Origin of the sequence: Rhodococcoides corynebacterioides NBRC 14404, from assembly GCF_001894765.1 — a bacterium.
Taxonomy (GTDB): domain Bacteria; phylum Actinomycetota; class Actinomycetes; order Mycobacteriales; family Mycobacteriaceae; genus Rhodococcoides; species Rhodococcoides corynebacterioides.
The window spans coordinates 47,662-68,817 of record NZ_BCWV01000004.1 but is presented as its reverse complement, the minus strand read 5'-3'; the positions used below and the strand labels follow the sequence as shown (position 1 = coordinate 68,817).

General features: G+C 70.7%; 17 protein-coding genes. 13 read left to right on the top strand and 4 right to left on the bottom strand.

Annotation, left to right across the window (positions count from 1 at the left end):
* Positions 1 to 41 precede the first annotated feature (41 nt).
* From rpsO to RC2_RS09625, 3 genes are all read left to right on the top strand, one after another.
* A complete protein-coding gene (rpsO, locus tag RC2_RS09635; protein ID WP_068100737.1) occupies positions 42 to 311 on the top strand; it encodes a 30S ribosomal protein S15 in 270 nt (89 codons plus the stop codon).
* Between the two features lie 315 nt (positions 312 to 626).
* Positions 627 to 2,909, top strand: coding sequence for a polyribonucleotide nucleotidyltransferase (locus tag RC2_RS09630; RefSeq protein WP_068151454.1), 2,283 nt, complete (start codon positions 627 to 629; stop codon positions 2,907 to 2,909).
* On the top strand, positions 2,902 to 4,275 hold the full coding sequence (locus RC2_RS09625) for a M16 family metallopeptidase (RefSeq protein ID WP_068151489.1): 1,374 nt from the start codon (positions 2,902 to 2,904) through the stop codon (positions 4,273 to 4,275). The genes RC2_RS09630 and RC2_RS09625 overlap by 8 nt, the downstream gene beginning before the upstream one ends.
* Before the next feature lie 7 nt (positions 4,276 to 4,282).
* On the opposite strand, the gene RC2_RS09620 is transcribed toward RC2_RS09625, so the two are convergent.
* Complete coding sequence (locus tag RC2_RS09620) at positions 4,283 to 5,359, bottom strand: fused (3R)-hydroxyacyl-ACP dehydratase subunits HadA/HadB (RefSeq protein ID WP_068151492.1); 1,077 nt, start codon at positions 5,357 to 5,359, stop codon at positions 4,283 to 4,285.
* 89 nt (positions 5,360 to 5,448) lie between these two features.
* Between RC2_RS09620 and RC2_RS09615 the strand changes: the two genes are divergently transcribed.
* From RC2_RS09615 to RC2_RS09580, 8 genes are all read left to right on the top strand, one after another.
* The gene (locus RC2_RS09615) at positions 5,449 to 7,080 is read left to right on the top strand and encodes an aldehyde dehydrogenase family protein (protein WP_082895687.1); all 1,632 of its coding nucleotides are present in this window, start codon (positions 5,449 to 5,451) and stop codon (positions 7,078 to 7,080) included.
* Between the two features lie 64 nt (positions 7,081 to 7,144).
* Positions 7,145 to 7,825, top strand: coding sequence for an AMP-binding protein (locus RC2_RS09610; protein WP_068151456.1), 681 nt, complete (start codon positions 7,145 to 7,147; stop codon positions 7,823 to 7,825).
* Positions 7,826 to 7,970: 145 nt separating this feature from the next.
* A complete protein-coding gene (locus RC2_RS09605; RefSeq protein ID WP_068151459.1) occupies positions 7,971 to 10,550 on the top strand; it encodes an alpha/beta fold hydrolase in 2,580 nt (859 codons plus the stop codon).
* Positions 10,551 to 10,583: 33 nt separating this feature from the next.
* Positions 10,584 to 13,271: an MGH1-like glycoside hydrolase domain-containing protein gene (locus RC2_RS09600; protein WP_068151462.1), complete on the top strand. Its 2,688-nt coding sequence runs from the start codon at positions 10,584 to 10,586 to the stop codon at positions 13,269 to 13,271.
* A gap of 30 nt (positions 13,272 to 13,301) precedes the next feature.
* A complete protein-coding gene (locus RC2_RS09595; RefSeq protein WP_068151465.1) occupies positions 13,302 to 14,420 on the top strand; it encodes an alcohol dehydrogenase catalytic domain-containing protein in 1,119 nt (372 codons plus the stop codon).
* A 42-nt stretch (positions 14,421 to 14,462) separates the two neighbouring features.
* Positions 14,463 to 15,218, top strand: coding sequence for a 4-hydroxy-tetrahydrodipicolinate reductase (gene dapB, locus RC2_RS09590; RefSeq protein WP_068151470.1), 756 nt, complete (start codon positions 14,463 to 14,465; stop codon positions 15,216 to 15,218).
* Complete coding sequence (locus RC2_RS09585; RefSeq protein WP_068151473.1) at positions 15,215 to 15,676, top strand: hypothetical protein; 462 nt, start codon at positions 15,215 to 15,217, stop codon at positions 15,674 to 15,676. Before dapB ends, RC2_RS09585 begins: the two co-directional genes overlap by 4 nt.
* A complete protein-coding gene (locus RC2_RS09580) occupies positions 15,673 to 16,125 on the top strand; it encodes a flavodoxin family protein (RefSeq protein WP_068151476.1) in 453 nt (150 codons plus the stop codon). Before RC2_RS09585 ends, RC2_RS09580 begins: the two co-directional genes overlap by 4 nt.
* Positions 16,126 to 16,133: 8 nt before the next feature.
* Here the strand turns inward: RC2_RS09580 and RC2_RS09575 are convergent, their stop codons facing one another.
* The 3 genes from RC2_RS09575 to RC2_RS09565 all read right to left on the bottom strand — a co-directional run bounded on the left by RC2_RS09575 (position 16,134) and on the right by RC2_RS09565 (position 18,978).
* Positions 16,134 to 17,447, bottom strand: a complete 1,314-nt coding sequence (locus RC2_RS09575; protein WP_245811056.1) for an HNH endonuclease — start codon at positions 17,445 to 17,447, stop codon at positions 16,134 to 16,136.
* An 83-nt stretch (positions 17,448 to 17,530) separates the two neighbouring features.
* A complete protein-coding gene (locus RC2_RS09570; RefSeq protein WP_068151866.1) occupies positions 17,531 to 18,178 on the bottom strand; it encodes a thioredoxin-like domain-containing protein in 648 nt (215 codons plus the stop codon).
* Positions 18,179 to 18,183: 5 nt separating this feature from the next.
* Entirely contained in the window at positions 18,184 to 18,978 is a 795-nt protein-coding gene (locus RC2_RS09565; RefSeq protein WP_068151822.1) for a trans-aconitate 2-methyltransferase, read from the bottom strand.
* A gap of 74 nt (positions 18,979 to 19,052) precedes the next feature.
* On the opposite strand from RC2_RS09565, the gene RC2_RS09560 reads away from it, so the two are divergent.
* The gene (locus tag RC2_RS09560) at positions 19,053 to 19,937 is read left to right on the top strand and encodes a DMT family transporter (RefSeq protein ID WP_068151826.1); all 885 of its coding nucleotides are present in this window, start codon (positions 19,053 to 19,055) and stop codon (positions 19,935 to 19,937) included.
* Complete coding sequence (locus RC2_RS09555; protein ID WP_068151828.1) at positions 19,930 to 21,153, top strand: winged helix-turn-helix domain-containing protein; 1,224 nt, start codon at positions 19,930 to 19,932, stop codon at positions 21,151 to 21,153. The genes RC2_RS09560 and RC2_RS09555 overlap by 8 nt, the downstream gene beginning before the upstream one ends.
* Positions 21,154 to 21,156 lie beyond the last annotated feature (3 nt).

Here is a 21,156-nt window from a genome sequence, read left to right as displayed (position 1 = left end):
GACCCATTCACGCGCGGACGGTATTTCCAGGAGTGACCCCAGTGGCGTTGACCACCGAACAGAAGAAGCAGATTCTCGGCGAGTACGGCCTCCACGAGACCGACACCGGTTCGCCCGAGGCGCAGGTGGCCATGCTCACCAAGCGCATCACGGACCTCACCGAGCACCTGAAGCAGCACAAGCACGACCACCACTCCCGCCGCGGCCTCCTGCTGCTGGTGGGACGTCGTCGTCGCCTGCTGAAGTACGTGCAGAAGGTCGACGTCGCGCGCTACCGCTCGCTCATCGAGCGTCTGGGCCTGCGTCGATAAGTTTCCGTCGTACGTCGCGAACGAGCCGGCGAGGCAGCCACCGGGCTGATCCTCGTCGGCCGTTCGGTCGTTCGCGACCGGAACGGTAGGGTTTCCACTTGTCGCCCGAACGCGGGCGAGAAGAAGCAGCCGTGTGCCGTCCGGTCGGACGGTCGGGTCGGTCTTCGGTAGTGGTTCGTCGGATGTCGCATGCCGACGAGCTTCGATCGTGGGCCGCCCTCGATGCGCCGACCGGACGACGCCGCGGGTGAACCAGCGGGTTCACCTGCGCGCCCGGGTGGGCACGGCGAAGACGAGAGGACGATGAAGACAGACATGACCGATTCCACCACCACCACCGACGCCGCGACCGAGGTCGACGAGGGCGTCTTCGAGACCACCGCCGTCATCGACAACGGGTCGTACGGCACCCGCACCATCCGCTTCGAGACCGGTCGCCTGGCCAAGCAGTCCGCCGGCGCGGTCGTCGCGTACCTCGACGACGAGACCATGCTGCTCTCGGCGACCAGCGCGTCGAAGCACCCCAAGGACCACTTCGACTTCTTCCCCCTGACGGTGGACGTCGAGGAGCGCATGTACGCCGCGGGCCGCATTCCCGGCTCGTTCTTCCGCCGCGAGGGACGCCCCAGCACGGACGCGATCCTGACCTGCCGCCTGATCGACCGGCCGCTGCGCCCGACGTTCGTCGACGGGCTCCGCAACGAGATCCAGGTCGTCATCACCGTGATGAGCCTCGATCCCAAGGACCTGTACGACGTCGTCGCCATCAATGCCGCGTCGGCGTCCACGCAGCTCGCGGGCCTGCCGTTCACCGGCCCCGTCGGCGGTGTCCGCGTCGCGCTGATCGACAAGCAGTGGGTGGCGTTCCCCACCAACGAGCAGCTCGAGCAGGCCGTGTTCAACATGGTCGTCGCCGGCCGCATCGTCTCCGGGTCCGGCGCGGACGCCGACGTCGCCATCATGATGGTCGAGGCCGAGGCCACGGAGAACGTGCTCTCCCTGATCGACGGTGGCGCTCAGGCTCCCACCGAGGCGATCGTCGCCGAGGGGCTCGAGGCGGCCAAGCCGTTCATCGCGTCCCTGTGCGAGGCGCAGAAGCAGCTCGCCGCGGCGGCCGCCAAGCCGACCGGCGATTTCCCGCTCTTCCCCCCGTACCAGTCGGACGTCTTCGAGGCGGTCGAGGGTGCGGCGCAGATCCCGCTGACCGAGGCCCTCACCATCGCCGGCAAGGCCGAGCGCGAGGCCAAGCTGGACGAGGTCAAGGACCAGGTCCTCACCATCGTCGGCGACCGCTTCGTCGGGCGCGAGAAGGAGATCGGCGCAGCGTTCCGCTCGCTGACCAAGCGCTCGGTGCGTCAGCGCATCCTGCGTGATCAGTTCCGTATCGACGGCCGCGGCATCACCGACATCCGCGAGCTGTCCGCCGAGGTGGCCGTGGTGCCGCGTGCCCACGGTTCCGCCCTGTTCGAGCGTGGCGAGACCCAGATCCTGGGCGTGACCACCCTCGACATGGTCAAGATGGCGCAGCAGATCGACTCGCTGGGCCCCGAGACCAGCAAGCGGTACATGCACCACTACAACTTCCCGCCGTACTCCACCGGTGAGACCGGTCGCGTCGGCTCGCCGAAGCGCCGCGAGATCGGTCACGGCGCGCTGGCCGAGCGCGCACTGCTGCCCGTGCTGCCGAGCCAGGAGGAGTTCCCCTACGCCATCCGTCAGGTCTCGGAGGCGCTGAGCTCCAACGGTTCGACCTCCATGGGTTCGGTCTGCGCCTCGACGCTGGGCATGCTCAACGCCGGTGTGCCGCTGAAGGCTCCGGTTGCCGGCATCGCCATGGGTCTCGTGTCCGACGAGGTCGACGGGGAGACCCGCTACGTCGCCCTCACCGACATTCTCGGTGCGGAGGACGCCTTCGGCGACATGGACTTCAAGGTCGCCGGCACGCGGGAATTCGTCACCGCTCTGCAGCTCGACACCAAGCTCGACGGCATCCCCTCGCAGGTTCTGGCCGGCGCGTTGTCGCAGGCCAAGGACGCCCGCGTGACCATCCTCGACGTCATGGCCGAGGCCATCGACGAGCCCGACGAGATGAGCCCCTACGCTCCGCGCGTGACGGCCATCAAGGTCCCCGTCGACAAGATCGGCGAGGTCATCGGGCCCAAGGGCAAGATGATCAACTCGATCACCGAGGAGACCGGCGCCAACATCTCCATCGAGGACGACGGCACGGTCTACGTCGGTGCCGCGGACGGCCCGTCCGCGCAGGCGGCGATCGATCGCATCAACGCGATCGCGAACCCGCAGCTGCCCAAGGTCGGCGAGCGCTTCCTCGGCACGGTGGTGAAGACGACGGCGTTCGGTGCCTTCGTCTCGCTGCTGCCGGGTCGCGACGGCTTGGTGCACATCTCCAAGCTGGGCGGCGGCAAGCGCATCAGCAAGGTCGAGGACGTCGTGAACGTCGGCTCCAAGCTCCGTGTGGAGATCGCCGATATCGACAACCGCGGCAAGATCAGCCTGGTGCCGGTCGAGGACGAGGCGGCCCCGGCCGCTCCGGCCGCCGACTCGGCCGACTCGGCCACCGAGGTCGGCGCTGAGTAAGAAGTACGCGACGGCGGCGGCGCGGCCCGCGGAACTCTCGGGTTCCCGGCCGCGCCGCCGCTCTGCGGTCTCCACCACGCTCGGCGTGCAGCGCACCGTCCTGCCGGGCGGTGTCCGCGTGGTCACCGAGTTCGTCCCCGGAGTGCGGTCCGCGTCGGTCGGCGTCTGGGTCGCGGTGGGGTCGCGCGACGAGGGACGCACGGTCGCCGGTGCGGCCCATTTCCTCGAGCACCTGTTGTTCAAGGCGACTCCGACGCGCACCGCGCTGGACATCGCGCAGGTGATGGACGGCGTGGGCGGGGAACTCAATGCCTTCACGTCGAAGGAGAACACCTGCTTCTACGCGCACGTGCTCGACGAGGACCTGCACCTCGGTCTCGAGCTCGTCGCGGACGTGGTGTTGCGGGGTCTGTGCCGATCGTCCGACGTCGACGTCGAGCGCCAGGTGGTGCTCGAGGAGATCGCGATGCGCGACGACGATCCCGAGGATCTGCTCGGTGACGCCTTTCTGACCGCGCTGTTCGGTGATCACCCGGTGGGTCGGCCGGTGATCGGGTCGACCGAGTCCATCGAGGCGATGACCAGGCGTCAACTGCATTCGTTCCACACCCGGCGCTACACCCCGGATCGCATGGTCGTGGCCGTCGCCGGCAACGTCGATCACGAGGATGTCGTGTCCGGTGTCCGCCGTGCGTTCGGCGACCGGCTCGACGCGCCCGTCGATCCCGCGCCGCGCCGGGACGCTCGCCGCCCGGTACTCGCGACGCCGACGCTCAGCCTCACCACCCGCGACAGCGAGCAGGCGCACCTGTGCGTGGGCATGCAGTCCTACGGTCGGTACGAAGGCCATCGCTGGGCACTCTCCGTGCTCAACACCGCGATCGGCGGCGGACTGAGTTCACGGCTCTTCCAGAGCATCCGCGAGGAACGCGGTCTCGCGTACTCCGTGTACTCGTCGGTGGACACGTTCGCCGACACGGGCGCCTTCTCGGTCTATGCCGGATGTCAGCCCGAGAACCTCGCCGAGGTCGCGGACACCGTGCGTCACGTCCTCGCCGACGTCGCCGCGCACGGCATCACGGACGCGGAATGCGCGCGGGCGAAAGGGTCGATGCGGGGGAGTCTGGTTCTGGGACTGGAGGATTCGGGCTCACGCATGAACCGGATCGGCCGCAGTGAACTCAACTACGGCAACGACCGATCGGTCGAGGAGACACTGCGCCGCATCGACGAGGTCACCCTCGACGACGTGCGTGCCGTCGCGGCGGACCTGCTCCGGCGGCCGATGGCGGCCGCCGTCGTCGGACCGTACGACCGCGTGTCGGAACTCCCCGCCTCGGTCCGGGGGACCGTGCCCCGGCGGTGACCGGCCGTCAGGCCAGGTGCACCGTCGCCGTGGCCTTGTGGCCCAGGATGCGCTTGCCCGCGCAGCGCGCGTCGATCGACACGACGGCGGTGCGGGTCTCGGGATCGAGCGACTTCACCACGCCGTCGATGGTCACCTCGGTATGGCCCACCGGCGGCACCAGCACCGGGCTGGTGAAGCGCACGGTGCTGTCCTTGAGCGCACCCGGGTCGCCCACCCACTGCGACACGAAGCCCGTGCCGAGGCCCATCGTCAGCATGCCGTGGGCCACCACGGTCTCGAGGCCGAGCATGGCGGCGAAGGAGTCGCTCCAGTGCACCGGGTTGTTGTCGCCGACCACGCCGGCGTAGTTGATCAGGTCGCCGCGGGTGAGCGAGACGACGCGCTGTGGGAGGGCTTCGCCGACGGTCACGTCCTCGAAGCGACGGGTGGGTGCGCCCCGGAAGGGAACCCGGACGGGCGGATCGAAGGACGCCTCCAGATCGTCCCCGTCCGGATTGGTCTCGACCTCGGCGGCCGCCGCATCGGGGCCGAACATTCCGGCCATGACCATCCCGCGCGCGGCGTCCTCGATCCGCTGGTCGTCGTCGGACGGCCGATCGATGAGCAGTGTCGTGTAGGTGATCTGGGCGAGTTCGTTCCGCTGGTTCGTCAGGACCGTCTTCGTCACCATGGAGCCGCGACCGGCGACCTTGCGGAACGAGTCGAGCGACACGTCGCAGGTCAGGCGGTCCCCGGCGAGGACCGGGCCGTAGTACTCGACGTACTGGTCCGTCTGCAGCATGCGGGTGAGGTCGTACCCGGCGGCGATCCGGCCGAGCAGCTTCTGCTGCGCCAGGATGCCGACCAGGGAGAAGAACGTGGGCGGGGCCATGAGGGCGCCGTAACCGCGCTCGGCAGCGCCCTCTTCCGTCCAGTGCACGGGATGGAAGTCCCGGACGGCCTTCGCGTACTCGCGCACCTTCTCGCGGCCGACCTCGTAATGGTCGTCCGCGCGGTAGTGGTAGCCGACCATGTCCATCGCGTGCTGCGCGGGGTCGTACTCCTGCGGAGCGGGTGCGTCGGCCAGGGTTTCGGCTGTCATGTCCGCGAAGGTACCGAGATCGCCGTCGCCGCTTCGAGTACCCACGGGGTTGTTCCGAAGATTCACAGTGACCAGACCGTCGGTTTGTCATGGCCGACGAAACGGGGACGGCCCCCGATTTCGCCGTCGGGTCGTCCGGCTGCGACAGTGGTCGCGTGAGCGACCCCACCCTGCACCAGGCCGCCGCCGGGCGCCTGGATCGCGCCGTGTTCGCGCGGCCCCTTCTCGTCGACGGAACCTGGCTCTCCGGCAGCTCCGGTCGGGTGCGACCGATTCTCGATCCGGCCACCGGGCGGACGCTCCTCGAGCTCGCGGATGCCTCGATCGACGACGCACGATCGGCGGTCCGCGCCGCGCGTGCGGCGTTCGACGGGGGCGAGTGGTCCGCGGTCTCGGCGCAGGCCCGCCGGAGCTCCGCGCTGCGCCGCGCCGCGGACGTGCTCGTCCGCGACCGCGACGTGATCGCGGAGGTCGAGACGCTCGACACCGGAAAGACGCTCGCCGAGAGCCGCATCGACGTCGACGACGTGGTGTCCGTGCTCCGCTACTACGCGGATCTCGCGGAACGGCCGTCGGACCGGGTGGTCGAGGTCGGCGATGCCGCCGTGCTCTCGCGGGTGGTGCGTGAGCCGGCCGGGGTCTGCGTGGCCATCGCACCGTGGAACTACCCCCTGCTCCAGATGTCGTGGAAGGTGGCGCCGGCACTGGCCGCGGGGTGCACGGTGGTGCTGAAGCCGAGCGAGGTCACCCCGCTGTCGACCGTGCTCTTCGCGCGAGCACTGGTGGAGGCGGGGGTGCCCGACGGCGTCGTGAACCTGGTGCCCGGGGCCGGCGCCGACGTCGGGGCCGCGCTGACCACCGATCCGGACGTCGACCTCGTGAGCTTCACCGGCGGGGCGGCGACCGGCACGGCCATTCTCACGGCGACTGCGCCCCTGCTGACCCGGGTGGCACTCGAGCTCGGCGGCAAGAACCCACACGTGGTCTTCGCCGACGCCGTCACCCCGGACCGGGTCGACGCCACCGTCGACCGGGTACTGACCGGTGCCTTCCTCCATTCCGGTCAGGTCTGTTCGGCGGGCACCCGGTTGATCGTCGAGGAGTCGGTGGCCGATCGCGTGGTCGACGAGGTGGTCCGGCGCGCACGGCGGATCGTGCTCGGGCCCGGACTCGACCCGTCGAGCGAGGTCGGCTCGTTGGTGTCGAGGACCCATCGGGAGAAGGTGCAGCGCTATGTCGAGGGTGCGATCGCGGAGGGCGCCGTGCTGCGCTGCGGAGGTGCAGCGCCCGACGACGGGAATCGTCGTGACGGTGCGTTCTACCTGCCGACCGTGCTCGACGGATGCGACCGCACCATGACGGTGGTGCGCGAGGAGACGTTCGGTCCGATCCTCACGGTCGAGCGGTTCGTGGCCGAGGCCGACGCGCTGCGTCTGGCGAACGACACCCGGTACGGCCTCGCCGCGGGGATCGCGACGGCGGATCCCGCCCGGGCCGACCGTGTCGCGCGCGGACTCCGGCACGGCACCGTGTGGGTGAACGACTACGGCCCGTACACCCCGGCTGCGGAATGGGGCGGGTTCGGTCGGTCCGGGCACGGCCGTGAGCTCGGTCCGTCCGGTCTGCACGAGTACCAGCAGCTCAAGCACGTGTGGACACACACGGGCGCCCCGCGGGCGGGGCGGTTTCGCAGCAGCATGGACGATGTAAACAAACCGTGAGTACACTACGCGACCACGGAACCGTCTTCGGGACGGTTCGGGGGACGACGAGAGCGACCACGGCATGTCCATCACCACGAACGGCGCCATCCATCGGCGCGTCGGCGCGTCCACGGTGCCGTTGCACGCCGCGGCGCGGCGGCACCCGGGTGCCACCGCCTACGTCCACGCGGACGACGCCGTCACCTACGGCGAACTGTTCACCCTCGTCCGTCGGCGCGCAGCCGAGGTCCGTCGTCGACACGGCGCGTCGCCGTCCGTGCCGCTGGCGCTCAGGGCCGAGCCGTCGGTCGATACTCTCGCCGATCTGCTCGGTGTCCTGTCCGCGGGCCACATCGCGCTGATCCTCGACGAATCCTGGCCGCAGGCCGCTCGGGCCGCCGTCGTGGCCTCGCACGGCGCCGTCCCGCTCGGTTCCACGTCGACGGACGAGAGCTCCGGCATGGTCACGCACGCGATGTGGTGGGACGAGGCGCACTGGGGTCCGGACGAGCACGGTGGCGGGGCCCCGACTCCGCTGGACTGGTGGCGCGCGGCCGTCGTCGTCGGATCCGCCGGAGCCGGTGGTGCGCGGACCCACGAGGAGCTGCACCTCGCCGCCGTCGACCTCGCCCGACGGGCCGGGTTGCGGCCGGGGGCGGCCTTCGATCTGCCCGCGTCGACCGCGACGCTCACCGGTCTGGTGTCCCTGGTCGCCGGTCTCGCCGCCGGCGCCACGGTGTACGGGTGCCGCGAGTCGCGGTGACGAGGCCGGTCGGTCATGGCGTGTTGGTCGAGGACTTGTTTCGACGTCGAAAACAAGGCACGACCGAATCGACGGCGTAACAAACAGACTCTCGGTACGATAAACCGGTCATTCGAGTCGAATCGACAGACGATCGGTGGTTCTCATGAGTCTCGACAGCGCTCACGCTGCCCACGGAACGGCCGGCGACGCGAGAGTGCCGGTGGCGACGGAGTCGGACGCGCGACTGTCCGACCCGGCGGTGTTCGCCCGCCTCGCGCGAGTCGCCCGGCGGACCCCGTCCGCTCCCGCCGTCACGACCTCGACTCGAACGATCACGTACGGCGACCTGGTCTCGGCCGCGCGGCGAGGCGCATCGGCGCTGCACCGCGCGCACGGTGCCGGGGGCCCGGACGCCGTTCCGATCGCGGTGATCGCGGACTCGTCGGTCGAGACCGTGGTCGCGGCGTGTGCGGTGTTGGCGTCGGGGCACCCCCTCGTCCTGGTCGACGACCGGCTTCCCCGACAGAAGCGTGCGGCCGTTCTCGCCTGCGCCGGCGCCGTCGTCGCCGACCTCACGGCGTCGACCGTCGCGGCCGAGGTCCTGACGCCGACGGCCGCTCGCGTCGAGCGGGGTCGGACGGCGATGGTGTGCTTCACGTCGGGTTCCACCGGCACCCCGAAGGGCGTGGTGCTCGACCACGGGGGAGTGGCGGGGAAGGCCGACGATCTTCGCGCCGCCGTCGGCCTGACCCCGTCCGACGTCGTCGGTTGCCTGTTGCCCGTGTCCTTCGGCGCCGGCACCACGGCGGTCCTCGCGGGGTTGCTGTCCGGGTCGACCGTCGCGCTGTGGGACCCGCGTGTGTCCGATCCGGCTCTGCTCGGAGACTGGCTCCGCGCCGTCGGGGCCACCACGATGCATGCCTCGGTCGCGCTGGTGCGGTCGTTGTCCGCGCCCGACGGACCGCGACCGGTCGTCGATCACCTGCGGACCGTGGTGACGTACGGCGAGCCGCTGCTCGGCGTCGACGTCGTCCGGTGCCGTGCTGCTCTCGCGCCGTGCGCGGACATCCTGAACTGGTACGCCGTCACGGAATGCGGTGTGGTCGCCTACTCCCGGGTCGCACCCGCCGACGAGGTCCCCGAGGGACGCGTTCGCGCGGGGCGTGCGGTTCCGGGCCGCCGCCTCGACATCGTCGGCGAGGACGGTCACGCCGTCGCTCCGGGCTCCGCGGGCGAGGTGATCGTGCGGGGTGGGCGACCTGCGGTCGGTTATCTGGGTCGGGAGTCGGACCGCTTCGGTGTCGACGCCGAGGGAGTTCCCTTCTTCCGCACCGGCGATCGCGGCCGCGTGGACGACGAGGGGCGACTGCACCTGCTCGGCCGCCTCGACGATGCGGTGAAGATCCGCGGCTACCTCGTGGAGCCGGGTGAGGTGGCGGCCGCGGTGGCCGCCGTCGACGGCGTGGCCGACGTCGCCGTGACGTCCACCGAGGTCGACGACCGCACCGAACTCGTGGCGTACGTGGCCTGCGTCCGCGGCCACGACGTCCAGCAGGTCGTGCGGGCCGTCCGCGCATCCGCGGGAGACAGGCTGCCGCAGTGGATGATTCCGCGCTTTGTCGTGCCGCTCGAGCGCATTCCGCGCAACGCTCGCGGCAAGGTCGACCGTGCCGCGCTGCCCACGCCGGTGGTGACGACGTCGCCCGCGCGCACCCGCACGTCGTCGTCCCTGACCGTGGTGGCCACGTCCGAGTTGGTCGGGACGGCCCTCGGGGTGTCGGTGGATCTCGACGACGATCTGGTGGCCGCGGGTGCGGATTCGTTGTCGTTCGTCCGCATGGCGACGATGGTGCGCGAGCGATTCCACGTGGATCTCGACCCCGCCCGCGTCGCGGCCGAACCGACCGTTCGCGCCATCGCCGATCTGATCGACGAGACCACCCGCGCCGGGTCCCGGAGCCGACGCGGCGCCGGGGTACTGGTCCCGCTGCGGGAGACGGGAACCGGCGTGCCGCTCTTCGTCGTCACCGGGGCCGGAGCACCCGCCGTCTCGCTCATCCCGCTGGTCCGTCGGCTCGATCCGGAGCGGCCGGTGTACGGACTGCAGGCGCACGGACTCGAATCGCGGGCCCGACCGGACCGCACCGTACGTGCGGCCGCACGGCGGTACGTCGAGCAGATCCGTCGAGTCCGGCCCACGGGACCGTACGCACTGGCAGGGCACTCGATGGGCGGCATCGTCGCTCTGGAGATGGCGTCGATGCTCCACGACGCCGGGGAGGACGTCGTCGAGGTGGTCGTGGTGGACAGTCGATTGACCACCGCCCTCCTCGACGGGGTGGACGCCGCGGCGGAGCCGGCACCCGAGAGCGCGGGTGTCGATCCCGACGCGGTGTACGAGAAGCTTCGCCTGTCGCTCCCGGCACTCCTCCGCATCCGGCTCCAGATGATGGTGGCCGGGTACGTGACGTTCGCGCCGATCACGCAGTGGATGTTGTTCTACAACAGGGGTCTCCGAATGTTGGCCGGTCACACCCCGCGGACGTACCCGGGATCGGTGACCGTGCTGCGCACGGCCGGCAACGAGCAGGACGACCGGGTCTGGAGTCGGGTGGTCACGGGGCGCATCAGGGTGGCCGACGTGCCCGGGTCGCACACCGATCTGCTGCGCGAACCACACGTCGAGGCGGTGGCTCGGGAAATCGAGCGTGCCGTTGCCGACATCACGGCGTCGGCGCGCTGACACGAGGCGGAGCCGCCGGGCACACTGTCCTCCGTGACCACGGAGTCGACGCATCCCACCGCCGAGCACGCGCGCCTCGCGGAATCGCCCGGTGACCGCAGCGCGTGGCGCACGTGGGGTCCGTACCTGGCGGGTCGTCAGTGGGGAACCGTCCGCGAGGACTACTCCGCGGACGGCGACGCCTGGAACTCGTTCCCCTTCGACCACGCCCGGTCGCGCGCCTACCGGTGGGGCGAGGACGGGCTGGGCGGCATCTGCGATCGGTTCGGATTCCTGAATTTCGCCGTGGCGCTGTGGAATCGACGCGATCCGATCCTCAAGGAGCGACTGTTCGGCCTGACCAACGGCGAGGGCAACCACGGCGAGGACGCCAAGGAATACTGGTGGGCGCTCGACGGGACTCCCACCCACAGTTGGATGTCGTGGCTCTACCGCTATCCGCAGGCCGAGTATCCGTACGAGCAGTTGCGCACCGTCAACGGCGGGCGATCGAGGTTGGAGCGCGAGTACGAACTTGCCGACACCGGTGTGCTGGACGAGCACCGGTTCTTCGACGTCGTGGTCGAGTACGCGAAGGCCTCTCCCGACGACGTCTGCATCGTGATCGCGGTGACCAACCACGGTCCGGAGTCGGCGTCGGTCGACGTGCTCCCGCAGTTGTGGCTGCGCAACACCTGGGCGTGGGGCCGCGACGATCGCACGGCGTCCATCGTGGACGCGACCGAGGACGTCCTCCCCGGTGCGCTGTCCGCGGTCCGCGTGGACCACGGCTTTCTCGGGCGCTACTTCCTCGCGGCGGAAGGGTCGCCGCGAGTGCTGTTCTGCGACAACGAGACCGACGCGGTGGGGCTGTTCGGCGCCGAGAGCAATCGGTCGCAGTGGACCAAGGACGGTATCGACCGGGCGATCGTGCGCGGTGAGGCCGACGCGGTCAATCCCGACGGCGTGGGCACGAAGTGCGCGTTCCACTACCCGATGGACGACGTCGCGCCGGGGGAGACGCGGCGGGTCGCCCTGCGCTTGTCGACGTCCGTCCCCGACGCCGCGACGTTCGGCCCGGCGTTCGAGATGGTGCGCGCGGACCGCCGCGCGGAGGCGGATCGGTTCTACGACCACGTCATCGGACCGTCGCTCGCGGACGAGGACCGGCACGTCGCGCGGCGCGGGTACGCCGGACTGCTCTGGTGCAAGCAGCTCTACCGCTACGACGTGGCCGACTGGGCGGAGGGCGACCCGGTGGGAACACCCGCGCCGGAGTCGCGTCGGGCGACCACCGCCCGCAACGCCGCGTGGTCGCATTTCTCGCTCGCCGACGTCGTGTCCATGCCGGACGAGTGGGAGTACCCGTGGTTCGCCGCGTGGGACCTCGCCTTCCACACCATTCCGCTGGCGCACGTCGACCCGGACTTCGCCAAGGAGCAGTTGGTGTTGATGTGTCGCGAATGGGCGATGCACCCCAACGGGCAGCTGCCTGCCTACGAGTGGGCGTTCGGAGACGTCAACCCGCCGGTCCACGCGTGGGCAGTGTGGCAGGTCTACCGCATCGACGGTCACCGGGACCGCGAGTTCCTGGTGCGAGTCTTCACCAAGCTCCTGCTGAACTTCTCCTGGTGGGTGAACCGGAAGGACGCCGACGGCTCGAACATCTTCGAGGGTGGGTTCCTGGGAATGGACAACATCGGGCTGTTCAACCGGTCCGAGCCGCTGCCGCCGGGGTTCCGGCTCGAGCAGTCCGATGCCACCAGCTGGATGGCGTTCTACTGCCAGCAGATGTTCAAGATCGCCGTGGAACTCGCGCGGTACGACTCCGCCTGGGACGACGCCGCGACCAAGTTCTTCGCGCACTTCCTCTCCATCGCGGACGCGGTGCGGTCGTTCGGCTCCGCGCGACTGTCGCTGTGGCATGAAGAGGACGGCTTCTTCTACGACGTCCTGGCACCGCCCGACGGGGAGCCCGTCCCGCTGCGGGTGCGGTCCATGGTGGGACTGCTGCCGATCCTGGGCGCCACCGAGGTGCCCGACTGGGTCGGGCGCGAGTGCCCGGACCTCGCGGCGCGTCTGCGGTGGCTCCAGCATCGGCGGCCCGGGCTGACCAGCGCGATGATGAGTCGGCGGGACGAGTCGGGACGGTGGCGGATGCTGCTCGCCCTGGTGGACCCCGTGCGGCTGCGGCGCCTGCTCGAGCGCATGTTCGACCCCGCGGAGTTCCTGTCCCCGCACGGCATCCGCTCGCTCTCCGCCTCCTACCGGGACGGATTGTCGATGGACGTCGACGGGCGGGCGCTGTCCATCGAGTACGAGCCGGGGGAGTCGCGGACCGAGATGTTCGGCGGCAACTCGAATTGGCGTGGGCCCGTCTGGTTCCCGGTCAACGTGCTCCTCGCGGACAAGCTGCGCGCCTACGGTCGCTACTTCGGCGACAGCTTCACCGTCGAGATCCCCACCGGCTCGGGGCGAGCGCACACGCTGGCCGAGGCGGCGACGGTGATCGAGACGGGGTTGGCCGATCTGTTCCGACCCGTCGACGGGCGTCGTCCCGCGGACGGTCATCGCATCGAATCGTCCGCCGATCCGCTGTGGTCGGGACACCCGACCTTCAACGAGTTCTTCGACGGCGACACCGGAGAGGGGTTGGGGGCGAGCCACCAGACAGGGTGGACGGCGCTGGTGGCGCACTTGCTCAATCCGCGAGTCCCGGCCCCGCCCACCGGTTCCGCCTGACCCGGCGCGGACAGGTATTACGGTGGCGCCATGCAGATCCACGGTGCCGTCCTCGAGGAGATCGGCCGGAGTCGACCGTTCGCCGACTCCCGCCCACTGACCGTGTCGGCCCTCGAGCTCGACCCACCCGGTGCGGGCGAGATCCTCGTGCGGATCGAGGCGGCGGGGCTCTGCCACTCCGACCTCTCCGTGGTCGACGGCAACCGGGTGCGGCCGGTGCCGATGCTGCTCGGGCACGAGGCCGCCGGCATCGTCGAGGAGGTCGGCGACGGGGTCGACCTGTCCGTCGGCACCCGCGTGGTGATGACCTTCCTGCCGCGGTGCGGTGACTGTGCCGGGTGTCGGTCGGACGGCCGCACCCCGTGCATTCCCGGCAGCGCCGCGAACAACGCCGGCACCCTGCTCGAGGGGGACGTCCGGCTCCGTCGCGACGGTGAGACCGTCGCCCACCACCTGGGCGTCTCCGGGTTCGCGACGCACGCCGTCGTGGATCGTCGGTCGGTCGTGCCGGTGGGTGACGACGTCCCACCCGCCGTCGCCGCGGTGCTCGGCTGCGCCGTCCTCACCGGCGGCGGGGCGATCCTCAATGCGGCCGACCCGGCGCCGGGAAAGTCGATCATGGTGGTCGGACTGGGCGGGGTCGGTATGGCCGCGGTGCTCACGGCCGCGTCTCTCGGCCACGGAGACGTCATCGGGGTGGATGCCATGGAAGACAAGCTCGCGATCGCCACCGAGCTCGGCGCCACCGCCGTCTACACCCCGGACCGCCTGGCGGAAGCCGGAATTCGTGCCGACATCGTCGTGGAGGCCGCGGGCAACGCCCGCGCCTTCGAGACGGCGTTCGCCGCGACCGCACCCGGCGGTACCACCGTGACCGTAGGGCTGCCGTCGCCCGATGCGCGCTCGTCGCTCTCGCCGCTGACCATGGTGGCCGAGGCTCGCACGATCGTCGGAAGCTATCTCGGTTCGGCGGTGCCGGAACGTGACATCCCGCTGTACGAACGGATGTGGCGCGAAGGGCGACTGCCGGTGGAGAAGCTCGTCTCGTCTCGGATCACGCTGGACCGGATCAACGAGGGCATGGACGAGCTGGCCGACGGCCGCGCGATCCGGCAGGTCATCGAGTTCCCGGCCGCCGACGGCCACTAGGCTGGCCGTCGACCGTTCACCAACGCAAGGGATCGATACCACGTGGCTGACACCATCGCCGTCGGAGTTCTGGGAGCAGCCGGGAAGGTGGGGACCGCCGTGTGCGAGGCGGTCGAGGCGGCCCCGGACACCACTCTGGTCGCCCGGGTCGACAAGGGAGACCGCCTCGCTTCGCTCGCCGAGCAGGGCGCATCGGTGGTCGTCGACTTCACCCATCCCGACGTGGTCATGGACAACCTCGAGTACCTCATCGGTGCAGGCATCCACGCCGTCGTCGGGACCACCGGGTTCGACGAGGAGCGCCTCGATCGCGTGCGGGGCTGGCTCGATGCGTCCCCCGGCACCGGCGTGCTGATCGCGCCGAACTTCGCCATCGGCGCCGTTCTGTGCATGGCTTTCGCGCAGCAGGCCGCGCGGTTCTTCGACTCCGTCGAGGTCGTCGAGCTGCACCACCCGAACAAGGCCGACGCCCCGTCGGGCACCGCCTACCGAACGGCTGCGCTGATCGCCGAGGCGCGGGCCGCTGCCGGGGTCGGTCCGAGCCCCGACGCCACCAGCACCGAACTCGACGGAGCGCGTGGCGCCGACGTCGACGGGGTGCGGGTGCATTCCGTGCGATTGGCGGGACTGGTCGCGCATCAGGAAGTGCTGCTCGGGACGCAGGGCGAGACCCTCACGATCCGGCACGACTCCCTGGATCGGACCTCGTTCACTCCGGGCGTGCTGCTCGGCGTGCGGAGCATCGCGTCGCGCCCCGGTCTGACGCTGGGCATCGAGCCGCTCATGGACCTGCGATGAGCAGGAACACGCGCGTCGTCACCGTCATCGCGGTCCTCGTCGTCGTACTCGGTGTGTATTTCGTCCTGCTCGGTGGTCGTGGTGTCGAGTTGATTCGACTCGGCACACCCGTGGGAATCGGGCTCGGTATCGGCGTGCTGCTGCTGCCCGTGATCGGCTTGTGGATCGTCGGCGCCACGCTGGTGGCCGGCTTTCGTCACCAGCACCTGGCGCAGCGTGCCCGTGACGAGGGCCGAGAGCTCGACGTGGCCGATCTTCCCCGCATGCCGTCCGGGCGTATCCAGCGTGACGCCGCCGACGAGCTGTTCGCGCGCGTCAAGGCGGAATACGAAGCGGCACCGGACAGTTGGCTCACCAACTACCGGCTGGCTCGTGCCTACGACTACGCCGGCGACCGGTCGCGCGCCCGCGACATCATGCGCCGCGCCGTGGAGCTCGAGCGAGCCGAGAACGCGTGAGCACGCTTCTGGTGGTGCACCACACCCCGTCACCGCACTGCCAGGCCATGTTCGAGGCCGTCCTGCGCGGCGCCACGCAACCCGAGATCGAGGGAGTCGAGGTGGTCCGGCGCGCCGCGTTGGCGGTCTCCGCGAGTGACTTCCTCGCAGCGGACGGATACGTGCTGGGAAGCCCCGCGAACCTCGGTTCGATCTCCGGCGCCCTCAAGCACGCCTTCGACGGGTCCTACTACCAGATTCTCGACTCCACCCGCGGTCGACCGTTCGGGCTCTACCTCCATGGCAACGAGGGAGTCGAGGGCGCAGAACGCGCGATCGACTCCATCACCACGGGACTCGGGTGGGCCAGAGCCGCGGAGCACGTCACGGTCTCGAACAAGCCCACCGCGCAGGACCTCGAGGCGTGCTGGGAACTGGGTGCGACCGTGGCCGCTTCGCTGATGGACTGACCGCCGAGTCACCCCGCCCTCCGGTGTCGCATCGGACGTGGCTGCGCCGGCGGTGTCGATCGGTAGGTGTGGCCGGTGGGGGTGCGGAACTCCACCGTGTGCACGTCGGGGTTCTCGGTTCGGGTGGTGGTCCAGCCGTCGCCTTGCTTGGCGAGGTTGCAGGCGGCGCAGAGTCCGAGGCCGTTGTCGGCGGTGGTGGGTCCGCCGTCCTCGTGTGGGGTGATGTGGTCGTGGTGGCGGATGGGGGCGTCGCACCACGGGGTGCGGCAGGTGCGGTCGCGCAGGTCGATCAGCCGGGCCAGGCCGGTGGGGAAGCAGCGGGCGACGGACTCCACGGCGGTGAGCTGTCCGTCGGTGGGGCGGGCGTAGAGCTTGCGGAGGGTCACCGCGGTCTCGTCGGAGTCCACGGCGCCGGCGATCCACGCCCGTGCCGCGGCGGCGGGGATCGGCCCGTACCCGGGCACCTCGGCGGCAGTGTCGCCGCCGCCGAGCAGGGCCTCGTCGGAGAGGACGACCTGCACCGCCACCGGTGGGCTGATGGGGTGGGCGAGTCCAATGGTCCGCTCGACCAGCAGGTCCGCCATGATCTGGTCGCGGGTGCGGCCGCCGGCGTCGCCGGTGGCGATGAGGGTGTCGGCGTCGCGGCGCAGCGTCGCCCAGACGCACACGGCGCGGTCCATCGGCAGCAGGGTCCCGAGGTGGGCCATGACGTCCGGGGCGGGTCGGACGGTGACGCGGCGGTGCCGGGCGCCGCGGGCTTTGCGGCGGGTGACGGTGGCGGCGTCGAGTTCGGCGGCCAGCCGGGCGGCCATGGCGACGACGGTGCTGTCGCCTTTCCCGGTGAGGGTTGTGGGGTCGGCGCAGAGGCGGGCGTCGACGAGGCGGCGGTCGTCGGCGGTCAGGCATGCGGTTTCGCGGACCAGGAGGGTGGCGCGCCATTCGGAGAGGTCCCCGCGGCGCAGTTGGGCCAGGGTGCGGGGCATCTCGGCGGTCAAGGCTCGGGCGAGGCCGAGGTGGGTGGTGCCGCGGTGGGGTGAGTCGTGTCGGGCGAGGCCGATCTGGGTGGCGATGCCGGTGTTCCAGCGGGCGGCGGGTCGGCCGGCCGCCCGGCGTTGCTCTCGGATGGTGTCGGCCACGTGAGTGGTGAGGACTGCTTGCGCCCCCGCGGCGGCGGCTTTGAGTTCCTCGAGTGCGGTGATGGTGTCGATCGCCGCGGGAGCCCCGTCCTGCGCTGCTTCGCTCACCGCGATGGCGGCGATGCGGGTCAGGAATCGTCGAATGTCGTTCGGCGACAACTCGTCACCGTGCAGAAGTGTGTCCACGTGAATCCCCCCGAATTCGTGTCACCGACACCATGACACGGGGGTACGACAGAAAATACGGACCGACGACGACCCCGGTCGTTCTACTCCGGCACCGTCAACGGCGAGTCGGGGTCGGCCGGCTCCGCCACGAACGGTGGCGGATCGGTCGGGTCGAAGGAGCTCGGGAGGGTGGCGCAGGTGGCGCCGGGTTCGGGAAAGGTGTTCGGGTTGAGGCGAAGTGCGGTGACGAATCGGTCGATGCGCTCGTCGTCGGCATCGTCCACCTGGAGCCGGTGACCCCAGGACTGCAGGGAGATCGGTCGGTCCAACCCCGGGTAGGGAGACATCATCGTGTACGGCACCCCCTCGACACGTCGGGCCAGGTCGGCGACGTCGGTGTCGTCGAGGGAGTCGGGGTCGTACGCGATCCACACTGCCCCGTGCTCGAGCGAGTGCACCATGTTCTCGGTGCGCACCGGAACCGGGTAGACGACCCCGGTGCAGGTGGCCCACGCACCGTCGTGCCGGCCGCCCATCGGCGGCGAATAACGGTACGCCACACGGTAATCCGGCAGCACGTGATAGGCAGGTGGGTACTCCACCACCTCGATGCCCTCCAGTGCTCGGGACGGGTCGGGGTTGTCGGCGGTCGGGACCCACGCGTCGGGAACCGCCCGGCCGGCCACCTCGGAACCACAGGCCGTCGCGGCGAGCAGGGTGACGGTCAGGAGCGCGGAGGCGCGGTGCATGCCGATCACCCTGCCAGGTCGGTCGCACCGAGCGCGGCACCGACGGTGGCGACGCAGAACACCCGACGGAACGGGAAGAGGGTGACCCCGTCGGGTTCCACCGGGTACTCCTCGCGCAGCCGTGCCGCCAGATCCGCCTCGAACGCTGTCCGCTCGTCGGCGTCGAGCACGTCGAACACCGGGGTCAACGCCGTGCCCCGCATCCACTCCAGGACGGGGTCGGGCCCCGAGAGCTGCTGGATGTAGGTGGTCTCCCACGCGTCGACGGCGCACCCGTGCCCGGCGAGGAGCCTGGCGTAGTCGCCGGGGTCGTCCACGGTGTCGTCGTGGCGCAGCAGGTCGGTGGGGAGTCGATCGATCCACGGGGCGGAGCGAGCGACCTCCCGCAGGGCGCGATGCGACGGCGCCCCGAAGTTGCCCGGCATCTGGACCGCGATCACGGCGCCGCGGGGGAGTGCGAGGGCCCACGCGGCGAGGAGCTCCCGGTGTTCCGGTATCCACTGCAGGAGAGCGTTCGACACCACGAGGTCGGTGTCCTCGGTGGGCGTCCAGTCCCGCACGTCGCCCTGCTCGGCCGCGAGTCCGTTACGGCGCGCGGCGGACACCATCTCGGCGGAGGAGTCGAGGGCGTCGAGAGCGGCGTCGGGCCATCGGTCGGCCAGCAGCAGAGTGGAGTTCCCGGGCCCGCAGCCGAGGTCCACGATTCGGCGGGGTGCGTCGAGGTCCACCCGCGCGACGAGGTCGACGAAGGGTCGATGACGATGGTCGGCGTACTGCAGGTACTGCGACGGGTTCCACATGGGCACCTCCGTGGGTTCGGTCCACCTTTACAGTACGAGCGTACTGTAAACCGTGATCGACGAGGAGGTGTTCGGTGACGACGACCGGAGTGCCGTCGCTGGTGACGGCCGGACTGCTGTGGGGCACCGGCGGCGTCCTCGGGACCGCCTTCGGCGACGCCGCGGACCTGCCGCCCACTGCGGTCGCGGCCTGCCGTCTGGGCGGTGGAGGGCTCCTCCTGGTGGCGTACGCGATCGCCGGCGGGACCGGACGCCCCACGGGTCTTCCCGCACTCCGACGGATCGTGGTCATCGGGCTCCTGGCCGCCGTGTTCCAGGGTGCGTACTTCGTCGCCACCTCGCTGCTGGGTGTCGCCGCAGCGACTCTCGTCGCGATCGGCTCGGCTCCGGTGGTCTGCGTCGCGGTCGAATCGTTCGGTGCCCGACGACGTCCCGACCCGATCGCGGTGCGCACGGTGGCGGTGGGCATCGTGGGCCTGGTCTTCCTGGTCGGGGCACCGACGGGCGTGGCGGCGGGCACCGCGCTGCTCGGGTCGATGACCGCGCTGCTCTCCGGTTCCTCGTTCGCCGCGATCACTCTCGTGGGCCGACGCCCGGTCGACGGGCTGTCCGAATCCGCCATGACCGGATGGTCGTTCCTGCTGGGTGGGGCTCTGCTCGTGGCGGGACCGACGGTGGCGGGCGATCTGCCGGCGCCGACCGTGACCGCGTCGAGCATCGTGCTTCTGGTGGCTCTCGCGGTGATACCGACGGCCGCCGCGTACACGTTCTGGTTCCGCGGACTCCGCACGTCGCCCGCGTCCACGGCCGCCGTGATCGGGTTGCTGGAACCGCTCACGGGTACGGTCCTGGCCATGATGGTGCTGGGCGAGCGGCTGACGATGCTCGGCCTGATCGGCGCCGCGCTGTTGCTGGTGGCGGTCGTCGACACGAGCCGCCCGCGAGCCGTCCGTGCGTGAGATCCCGGCCGCCACGGCCCGGCGAATCGCGGTGGCGGCGCAGGGCTTCGGGCGGCTGAAGCCCGCCTCGTCCGGCCGACGCGCCGTGTCGTCGGTGCTCGCCACGACCCGTCTGCTGCAGATCGATTCCGTCGCGGCCGCCGTTCGTGCGCACTACGCGCCCGTGTTCAGCCGCGTCGGTCCGTACGACCGGTCGGCGCTGGACCGCGCCGCGTGGTCCGACACCGCGCGGTCACCGCGCCTGATGGTCGAGTACTGGGCGCACGAGGCGGCCTTCGTCCCCGTCGAGGACTGGCCGTTGCTGCGCTGGCGGATGGACCGCTACGTCCACGGCCGGTGGGGCGGTGCGCAGCGCGTCGCCGAGCGACACCCGCGGTTGGTCGACGACGTCCTGGACGCGATCCGCGACGGCGGCCCCGCCACCGCGCGGGACCTCGAGGTGGCGCTCGATCGTCGTCGGCCCGGGCCCAAGGGACCGTGGTGGGACCACAGCGACGTCAAGGTGGTGTGCGAGCAACTGTTCGCCAGTGGCGTTCTCACGGTGCCGCGGCGCACCAACTTCGTCCGGGTCTACGACCTGACCGAGCGTGTCCTGCCCCCGGACGTCGCGGCGCAGCGCGTCGGCGAGGAGGATGCGGTGCGTCGCCTCGTCGACCACTCCGCTGCCGCGATGGGCATCGCGACCGCGGCCGACCTGCGCGACTACTACCGGCTCTCCGCGGCGCAGACCACCGCCGCCCTCGCCGACCTCGTCGATGCGGGACGAGTCGTGCCGACGACGGTCGCGGGGTGGAAGGACCCGGCCTACCGTCACGTCGACGCACGCCGACCCCGTGCCGTCGACACGGCGGCGTTGCTGTGCCCGTTCGACCCGCTGATCTTCGGCCGCGCGCGTACCGAGCGCGTGTTCGACTTCCACTACCGCATCGAGATCTACACGCCCGAGGCGCAGCGGCGGTACGGCTACTACGTCTTCCCGTTCCTGCTGAACGACGAGTTGGTCGCCCGGGTCGACCTACGGGTGGACCGTGCGGCGGGTCTGCTGACCGTGCCGGGGGCGTTCTCCGAGGACTCGGTCGACGCGCGGGGTCGCCGCGCCGAGGTCGCGGCCGCCCTGGCGGGTTCGGTGCGCGCGATGGCCGAGTGGTTGGACGTCGACGTCGCGGTAGGTGACCGCGGCGACCTGGCCCGCGATCTGCGCGTCGCCGTCTCCTAGGCT

Excerpts from the sequence above, each read along its gene's own strand:
- RC2_RS09630 (WP_068151454.1), top strand. The coding sequence starts at position 627 with ATGACCGATTCCACCACCACCACCGACGCCGCGACCGAGGTCGACGAG.
- RC2_RS09620 (WP_068151492.1), bottom strand. The coding sequence starts at position 5,359 with ATGACAGCCGAAACCCTGGCCGACGCACCCGCTCCGCAGGAGTACGAC.
- RC2_RS09615 (WP_082895687.1), top strand. The coding sequence starts at position 5,449 with ATGGCCGACGAAACGGGGACGGCCCCCGATTTCGCCGTCGGGTCGTCC.
- RC2_RS09610 (WP_068151456.1), top strand. The coding sequence starts at position 7,145 with ATGTCCATCACCACGAACGGCGCCATCCATCGGCGCGTCGGCGCGTCC.
- RC2_RS09605 (WP_068151459.1), top strand. The coding sequence starts at position 7,971 with ATGAGTCTCGACAGCGCTCACGCTGCCCACGGAACGGCCGGCGACGCG.
- RC2_RS09595 (WP_068151465.1), top strand. The coding sequence starts at position 13,302 with ATGCAGATCCACGGTGCCGTCCTCGAGGAGATCGGCCGGAGTCGACCG.
- RC2_RS09585 (WP_068151473.1), top strand. The coding sequence starts at position 15,215 with ATGAGCAGGAACACGCGCGTCGTCACCGTCATCGCGGTCCTCGTCGTC.
- RC2_RS09570 (WP_068151866.1), bottom strand. The coding sequence starts at position 18,178 with ATGCACCGCGCCTCCGCGCTCCTGACCGTCACCCTGCTCGCCGCGACG.
- RC2_RS09565 (WP_068151822.1), bottom strand. The coding sequence starts at position 18,978 with ATGTGGAACCCGTCGCAGTACCTGCAGTACGCCGACCATCGTCATCGA.